This is a genomic window from Trichloromonas sp. (assembly GCF_041583255.1).
Taxonomy (GTDB): domain Bacteria; phylum Desulfobacterota; class Desulfuromonadia; order Desulfuromonadales; family Trichloromonadaceae; genus Trichloromonas.
Map to the genome: position 1 here is coordinate 1 of NZ_JBFHGD010000147.1, position 8,448 is coordinate 8,448.

The following is an 8,448-nucleotide window of genomic DNA, read 5'->3' on the forward strand; positions in this document are numbered from 1 at the left end:
GAACAAACCGGCATTCGCAAGGTCATCAATCTGAGCGACACGGCGATTGCCGATAACACCGGGGCGACGATCGGCCTGGTTCGAGTGCTGGTTTACGAAGACTGAGCCACCTCGCGCAAAATCATCCGTGACAACGAAAAAGGAGCCCCCCGGGGTTCCTTTTTTTATTTCCCGGTTTTTCAAATTACCCCCCCGCCGGTCTAAAACAAAATTTCCCTATGGTATAATTAAGAATATTATAGGCATCCGGGAGGTTTCCGGGTGTTTCTCTCTGTCCTGATGTACCGAACCGAGCAACGGGGGATAGCTGAAATGACAAACAGAAAAGCAGTGAAAGAGAACGACACCCTCCTCCAGCACATGCAGGCGGTCAAGGAGGGTAAGCGGCATTTTGAGAACGCGTTCCAAGGCGTGTCCCGGATGATTTTGGAGGAGGATATCGAGAAGGTCGTGGTCAATGGCAAGACCACCTACGACTTTAAAATTTTTCGGACCGGGCGCAAGCATGTCATCGGCATGTACGATGAAATCAACAGTTTTGTCTCCTTTGTCAAGGATGCCGCCGAGGGGGGCTCCTCCAAGGAGATGGCTTTTGTGCTGGTCGGCGAACCCGGCAACGGCAAGACCTTTTTCGTCGAGTTTCTCTGCGGCAAATACCGCAGTTTCCTGTCCCGGCCGGAGAACTGCAAGTACACCTTCCAGTTCACCGGCCTGGATACGCTCGGCAGTTACGGGCGCATCGGCGTGATCGAATCGCAGACCTACGAAGATCCCATGGTGCTGGCGATGAATTTTTTCGATAGCCCGGAGGAAACCCGTGCGTTTCTGGGCAAGCAGGGGTTTTCTCCGAAAGACATCGAGACCCTGTATCTCGATTACCGGCCCCTGGGGGCCTGCAGCGCCTACATCTGGAACGACCTGCGCGCCTACGTCGGCGGTGATACCGACGAGATGCTCAAACACATCAAAATCGTGCCGGTGCCCTTGACCGAAAGTCTCGGCACGGTGACCGGCAAGTATGCGGCCAAAGACAAGATCACTTCGAGCGCCGTCGACCTGCTGGGGGAAGAATCGATCCAGCGCCTGCTGCACATCACCGACACCAACAACCCCTACCGATTCGACCTGCGGCGCGGGGCCCTGGCCCGGGTGGCCGGCGGTGGCATCCATTTCTCCGACGAAATATACAAAAACAAGAAAGACCTGGTGCAGGTCTATCTCGGCGTGATCCAGAACCGGGTGATCGAAATCGACGGCTACAAGTGGCCGATCGACTCGCTGATCATCGCCACCAGCAATAACGCCGAATTCAATCGCTTCCTCGCCGAAAAGGAAGAGGCGCCGATCGTCGACCGCTGCCGCATCTGCTACGTCTCCCACAATACGAATTACCGCATGCAGAACCACCTGACCGCTTACGCCATCGGCAGCGACACCAAAACCACCCTGACCCGCGAGGATCTGCATCAGGATCCCAACCTCAACTATGCGGCGTCAATCGCAGTCATCCTGTCACGGTTGCCCCATTCCGAAAAGCTCACCCCGGTCGAGACCATGAAGCTGGCCGCCGGCGAAGTGGCCGGCGAGAAGAGTCTCAAGGCCCTGGCCGAGGTGATCGATACGCTCAATCAGGACCCTGACATTACCAAGCGGTTCGGCCAGAAGGGCCTGGGGCAGCGCAATCTCGGGCGTGCCATCCAGTTGTTGGTGGAGAGTTCCGAAACCAACGAGGGCCGCTGCATGGTCGCCTACGATGTGTACAATGCCGTCGAAAGGGTGATTCTTGACTACGTCTCCGATGCCCACGACCGGGCCAAGTATCTTGAAGATTTGAAGATTGCCCGGAGCCTGTATCGCGAGCGGGTGATGACCGAGATGTTCAATGCCTATATGGACGAACCCTACGCGATCCGCAAAGACGTTATGAATTACGTCAATACCATCATCGGCATCGATGCCGAAAGTCTCGGCCCGGACAGGATGTGGAAATACAAGGATCCGCAGAGCGGCGAACTGCGAGCGCTGAAGATCGACGAACGCTACGTGCAGAATGTCGAAGATCGTCTCGGTCTGAAGACCGAAGAGCAGCGCGAGGCCTTTCGTACCGCAGTTCGCAAGGTTTACGGGCAGAAAATTTCCGTCGACCCCAACTATGATTTCATGGATAACCTCGAACTGGTCAAGGCGGTTACCGACGTGCGTCTCAAGTCGGATATCGCCGGGGCCGGCAGCCTGATCGGTGCGCTGGCTAACCGTACCAACGAGGAAAACCAGAAACTCTATGACCGCATGATCGATACCATGCTGAACAAGCTCGGCTACTGTCGAACCTGTGCCCAGAAGACGATCGAGTATTTCTGTACCCAGGAGGATGAAAGGTAAAGGGGCGAGGCGACGATGAACCCCAAACTGAAGGACTTTTTCAACAGCATCAAGGCGCAAGGGCTATCCGCCGAGCGGGAGCGTCAGCTGCTGCAGGAGCTGCATTCCGGCTGCGACCATGGACTGGTCCCGCCGCCGGCTGGTCCGCTGCATCGGCTGGGGGACATCTTTGCCCAACTCTATGGCGTCAGCGACCTCTGTGCCATGCAGAAGATGGAGTCCGGGCAGGGGGCGTACACGACCAACATCCGTTCCCTTGACGAACTGCTCGAACGGGACAAGCAGCGGGAAAAGGATGGCTTTCCCCGCAAGATCCGGGTTGGTCGCATGATCAAGCCCGGCCGGGGGGATGACGACAAGGTGGTCGTAGTGCCGACCACGGTCGAGGAAAAGTTCATCCATGACCCCACTTTTAAGCCCCCCGAAAAGGGGGATTCCACGGGAGGCTCCGGCGACGGCGAGGAAGGGGAGGTCATCGGAGAGCAGCCGCTGCGCCCTGAACCGGGGGCGGGCACCGGGGAGGCCGGCCAGGGGGAAGGGGGGGAGCACGAGGTCGAGTCGAGCGCATATGATCTCGGGCGAATCCTTTCCGACAAATTCGAGCTGCCCAACCTGAAAGAAAAGGGCAAGAAACGCTCCCTGACCCGCTATACCTACGACCTTACCGACAAAAACCGCGGGTTCGGCCAGGTGCTCGATAAAAAAGCCACTCTGCGCAGCGTGCTCGAAACCAACATCGGGTTGGGAAACGTTCCCGACTTCAACGATATCGACACCAGTCGGTTCCTGATTACGCCCAGGGACAAAGTCTACCGGGTGCTCTCCAAGGAGAAAGACTACGAATCGCAGGCGATGATTTTTTTCCTGCGCGACTATTCCGGCTCGATGGCCGGCAAGGCGACCGACATCGTGGTCACTCAGCATGTGCTGATCTACAGCTGGCTGCTGTTTCAGTACGAGAGGCAGGTCGAGACGCGGTTTATTCTGCACGATACCGAAGCTCGCGAGGTGTCTGACTTTTATACCTATTACAACTCCAAGGTGGCTGGCGGCACCAAGGTGGCGGTGGCGTACCAGATGGTCAACGAAATCGTCGACAAGGAGAACCTGGCCAAGGATTACAACATTTACGTGTTTCACGGCACCGATGGCGACGACTGGGATTCCAGCGGCACGGATGCCCTGCCCGAGCTGGAAAAAATGCTCAAGTATGCCAGCCGCGTCGGGGTTTCCATTGCCGAGCACGTCGGGTCGATGAGCAACGCCGGCAATACCGAAGTGCAGAGATATCTCAACCAATCCGGATTGCTCGAAAAACATCCCGACCTGCTCCGTCTCGATGTCATGGGGGAAGACGCCGACGAACCGCGTCTTATCGAGGGGATCAAGACGCTCATTTCATGAGAGGAGAAAGGAGCGAGGAGCCTTGAGCTTTTTCCTCGGGCCTGGAAACTATGGAACTCATCAGCCAGCATACGAAAAAGATTATGGAAGGGTGCAAAGAGCGCGCTCGCGACGCCGGTCTGCGGTTTGACAACGAAACCCTCGAATATATCGTCACCAACCGTGACATGCTCGAACTCTCACCCAAAATCATGATTCCGACCTTGTACGACTACTGGGTGCAGGATGTCGAGGTGCTCAAGGAAAAAGGGCGCTACGAACTCTATCCCGGCAATCCCTATGAAACGGTCATCAACACCCGGCCGGCCATCTCCTTTTACAACGACAACAACCCCGACTGGCTCAACGTGATGATCTTCTACCACGTGCTGGCCCACATCGACTTTTTTCAGAACAACACCTTTTTCCGTCACACCTGGGACTTCGACCTGACCGGCCGGGCCCTGGCCGATAAGCGACTGCTCGCCAGGCTTCGCTCCGAAAAGGGGCGCTGGGTCGACTATGTGATCGAGTTCTCCCGCGGCATCGACAATCTGGTCGGCTATTTTGACGAACTGTCGCAGCTGCATCGACCAACCAGTGGCGGCTGTTCGCGGCGGCTTGACTATTATTTCGATGTCTTTTTACAGCAGCTGAAAAAAGTCAGAACCAGCCAGTATGTGAAGGAAATCGATCGCTTCAACGAGTGTCTCCGTAGGTACGGCGAACTGGGGGAACAGACGTTTTTTGCCGATACCGCGGTAAAATATCCAGAATTTGAAGCGCTGTTCGAAAAAAGCAGTCGCGTGGCCAAGGGCCGCAAGCGGGACCTGCTGCAGTTTTTGATGGATCACTCCGAGTTCCTCAACAAGGAAGAAAACAAGTGGATGAAAACGGTGATGGAGGTCGTTCGCAAGACCTCCATCTACTTCCAGCCGCAGATCCGCACCAAGATCATGAATGAAGGCTGGGCCAGCTACTGGCACGAAAAACTGTTCATGCGGGATGAGCGGATCCGCGGCCACGAAATAGAGTTTGCCCGGGCCCATGCCGGGGTCACCGCCCTGCCGCGGGTGGGGATGAATCCTTACGCGCTGGGAATGCGGTTGTTCTATTTCATTGAAGAGATGGCCGACAAGGGGAAGCTTTCCTATGATTTCCAGCGCTTGCACGATGTTAGAAAGCGTGAGTCATACAACAGAAAAGTCGGCGCGGGGCTGAAGACCATTTTTGAGGTGCGTGAAAATCTCTGTGATTTCATGCTTGTCAATTCCTTCGTTGATCAGGATTTCGTCAACAAGAACAATTTGTTTATCGCCGACCGGCGGATTAATCCGGCACGGATGACCTGGGAGGTCTACGTCAAAAGCCGCAAGGCCGAGGATTATCGCCAGATGTTGCTCGACAGTCTCTACCATCCGCCGTGGATTGAAATCGACGAGGAGGCTTCTGCCGACGGAACCCTGAAGCTGGTCCACCGGTTCGAGGGCAAGCCGCTGGTTGCCGAATATATCGCCAACACCATGCTGGGGATCGAATTTCTCTGGGGCGGGCCGGTGCAGCTGGAAACCAGTGAAGTCGAGTCGGAAGCCCCTGACGAGATGAACAGCGGAGCGGCCGCCTTCTGGTCGACATCGCTGCCGGCAACGCCGGAACTGCCGAAAGAGCTCAAGTGGAAGCGAATCCTGTACGAGATGAAGGGCCGCAGGCTTAGCCGGACTTTGCTGGTGCCGTTTACGCCCTCGGCGAGTTGAAGGTTGACGATTAACCGTTTGCATCGGGATGATGGGTTGTTATGGATAATATAGAGAAGTCTCTACACCAGGTGGCCGGGTGCATGAGAGATTGGGAGCAGCACGCCCCCATTCCCTTCGAGGATTTCCTTCGGGTGATGGTTGCCCAGCCGGACCGGGTGTTGCGCAATGCTTTCCAGGTGTTTCACGACCTGGTGAAAAGTCATGTGTCCGAAGGCCCCGATGATAATCCGAATGACCCCGAATCGATTCACTACATGAATTACGATTGCAGCCGGCTTTTTGTCGAGGGGACGGATAATCCGTTTTTCGCCGACCGTCTGTTTGCCAATCGCCTGGTCAATCTGGTCGAATCCCTCAAGCGCGGAGCCCAGCAGAACAAGATCTACATTTTTGAAGGCCCCCCCGGCAGCGGCAAGAGCACCTTTTTGAACAACCTGCTGATGAAATTCGAAAAGTACGCCAACACCGAAGCCGGATCCCGCTTCGAGGTGGTCTGGAGACTGAATCGCAAAAGCCTCGGAACCATTCCCGACCGCAATGCCGACCATTTTCTCGACAAGCTTTCCCACCTGCTCGACGAATACGAATTCGGCCAGAGCGAGCTGATCGAGGCCAAAGAGGCGTTATTCGCTGCCGAGGATTACGTCGAGGTGCCCTGCCCCAGCCACGACAACCCGATCCTGATGATTCCCAAAACTCTGCGCCGCAATTTTTTTGAAAGCCTGTTCGAAGGCAATGAACAGTGCGAACGGTTGCTGACCGAAAAGGAATTCGACTGGGTTTTCCGCAGCACCCCCTGTACCATCTGCAGTTCGCTTTACCAGGCGCTGCTTGGCAAACTGAAAAATCCCCTCGATGTCTACCGCATGATCTATGCCCGCCCGTCCCAGTTCAACCGCAGCCTCGGCGAGGGGATCAGTGTCTTCACCCCCGGCGACAAGCCGGTCAAACAGTCCATCTTGACCAACGATATTTTGCAGAACCGCATCAACACCCTGCTGCACGACAGCAATAAGGTCAAATACATCTTCTCCCGCTATGCCAAGACCAACAACGGCATTTATGCCCTGATGGATATCAAGTCGCACAACACCGAGCGGCTGATCGAACTGCACAACATCATCAGTGAGGGCCTGCACAAGGTCGAAGACACGGAGGAAAATGTCAATTCGCTGTTTTTGGCCCTGATGAATCCCGAAGACAAACAGAATATCCAGGGCTTTCAATCGTTTCTCGATCGGATCGAATATATCAAGGTGCCCTATGTTCTCGACCTGAATACCGAAATCGAGATTTACCGCAACATCTTCGGCACTCACATCGACGGCAGTTTCCTGCCGCGAGTGCTGCACAATTTTGCCCGGGTGATCATATCGACCCGCATGAAAGCCCATTCGACCGCCATGACCGAGTGGATTCCGCAGCCTTACAACTACCGGCTCTATTGTGACGACAACCTGATCCTGCTGAAGATGGAGATTTATACCGGCAACATTCCCAAGTGGCTCGACGAGGAAGACCGCAAGCGGCTTAACGCCAAGCGGCGGCGGCGGATCATCAGCGAGTCGGAAACCGAAGGGGACAAGGGGCTTTCAGGGCGGGATTCGCTAAAGATTTTCAATGACTTCTTTTCGACCTACGCCCGCAAGGACAAGCTTATCGACATGTCGGTGCTGGTGAATTACTTCACCAAGAGTCGCAACGAAACGGGGTTGATGGTTTCCGACAGCATCCTCGATTCGCTGACCCGTATGTACAACTACACCGTGCTGCAGGAGGTCAAGGAGTCTCTTTACTATTACAACGAAGAACAGATTTCCCGCGATGTGCAGAATTATCTCTTTGCCGTCAACTTCAAGCTCGGGTCGGTGGAAACCTGCAAGTTCACCGGCGAAAAGCTCGAGATCAGCGAAGAGTTCCTGGCCGGTATCGAAAATCGCCTGCTCGGCCCGGGAGCCGGCGCCAACACCCGCCAGACGTTCCGCAATGAAGTGCAGAAAGAGTACACCATCAAGGCGCTGACCCAGGAGATCATGCTCGAAGGGCGCCAGATCACCGAAACTAGCCTGTACCGGTCGCTGCGTGAGCGATACATCCACAATTTGAAGGAGCGGGTGCTGGAGCCGTTCCTTGAAAACGAGAATTTCCGTACCGCCATCAAGGATTTCGGCCGCGAAGACTTCAAGACCTACGACAAACGGATTCGCGACGATGTCACGTTTCTGATCGCCAACCTCTGCAAGAAATATCAGTACACCAAGAACGGCGCCAAGGAAGTCAGTATGTACGTCATCGACAACGACATCGCCAGGCAGTTCGCCAGCTCCTGATGCCGCGTTTGTTTCTGCCGCCTGCCGTGCCGCTGCGCCAACGACAGGGTTGCATCGGGCGATGGCTGGGGGTACAATCGCTCCCGCCTTAACCCGGTTCCGGCTGGAACCCTCAACCGCCCGTTTTAATTACTGCAGAGGAGTTTTGACATGGCCCTTCTCGACGGCACCCACGGGAACCTGTTCGGTTACCTGCTCTGGGGGTTCGGTTTTACCGGCTCCCATCGTTTTTATTACGGTCGTCCCATCTCCGGCACCATCTACTTTTTCACCTTCGGCTTATTTCTGATCGGCTGGATCGTCGACCTGTTTCTGATCCCTTCAATGGCCAGTTCGGCCGAAAATCATTACAGCCAGGGCCCCTATGATTACAATGTGGCCTGGCTGCTGCTGACCTTTCTCGGACTGTTCGGCATTCACCGCATCTATATCGGCAAATGGGTCACCGGTGTCCTCTACATGCTGACCGCCGGGCTGTTCGGGGTTGGCTATGTTTACGACTACTGGACCTGGAACCAGCAGGTCGCCGAGGCCAACGGACAGGCCGGATAACCCTGGAGTTTTTGCCGTGGATGAAGCGGACATCGTGGCGCTGC

Annotated in this window: 5 protein-coding genes; all 5 read left to right on the forward strand. The window is 55.5% G+C overall.

The window, feature by feature from the left end; genetic code table 11:
* The first annotated feature begins 312 nt into the window (after nt 1–312).
* The 5 genes from ABYV89_RS11790 (at nt 313) to ABYV89_RS11810 (ending at nt 8,404) form a co-directional block, all read left to right on the forward strand.
* A complete protein-coding gene (locus tag ABYV89_RS11790) occupies nt 313–2,382 on the forward strand; it encodes a serine protein kinase PrkA (RefSeq protein ID WP_432823152.1) in 2,070 nt (689 codons plus the stop codon).
* A gap of 15 nt (nt 2,383–2,397) precedes the next feature.
* Entirely contained in the window at nt 2,398–3,786 is a 1,389-nt protein-coding gene (locus ABYV89_RS11795) for a DUF444 family protein (protein ID WP_432823153.1), read from the forward strand.
* Between the two features lie 50 nt (nt 3,787–3,836).
* On the forward strand, nt 3,837–5,519 hold the full coding sequence (locus tag ABYV89_RS11800; protein ID WP_432823154.1) for a SpoVR family protein: 1,683 nt from the start codon (nt 3,837–3,839) through the stop codon (nt 5,517–5,519).
* A gap of 41 nt (nt 5,520–5,560) precedes the next feature.
* Entirely contained in the window at nt 5,561–7,852 is a 2,292-nt protein-coding gene (locus ABYV89_RS11805) for a serine protein kinase PrkA (RefSeq protein ID WP_432823155.1), read from the forward strand.
* A 150-nt stretch (nt 7,853–8,002) separates the two neighbouring features.
* Nucleotides 8,003–8,404 carry a TM2 domain-containing protein gene (locus ABYV89_RS11810; protein ID WP_432823156.1) on the forward strand — a complete coding sequence of 134 codons (402 nt, stop codon included), beginning with the start codon at nt 8,003–8,005 and terminating at the stop codon, nt 8,402–8,404.
* The last annotated feature ends 44 nt before the right edge of the window (nt 8,405–8,448 follow it).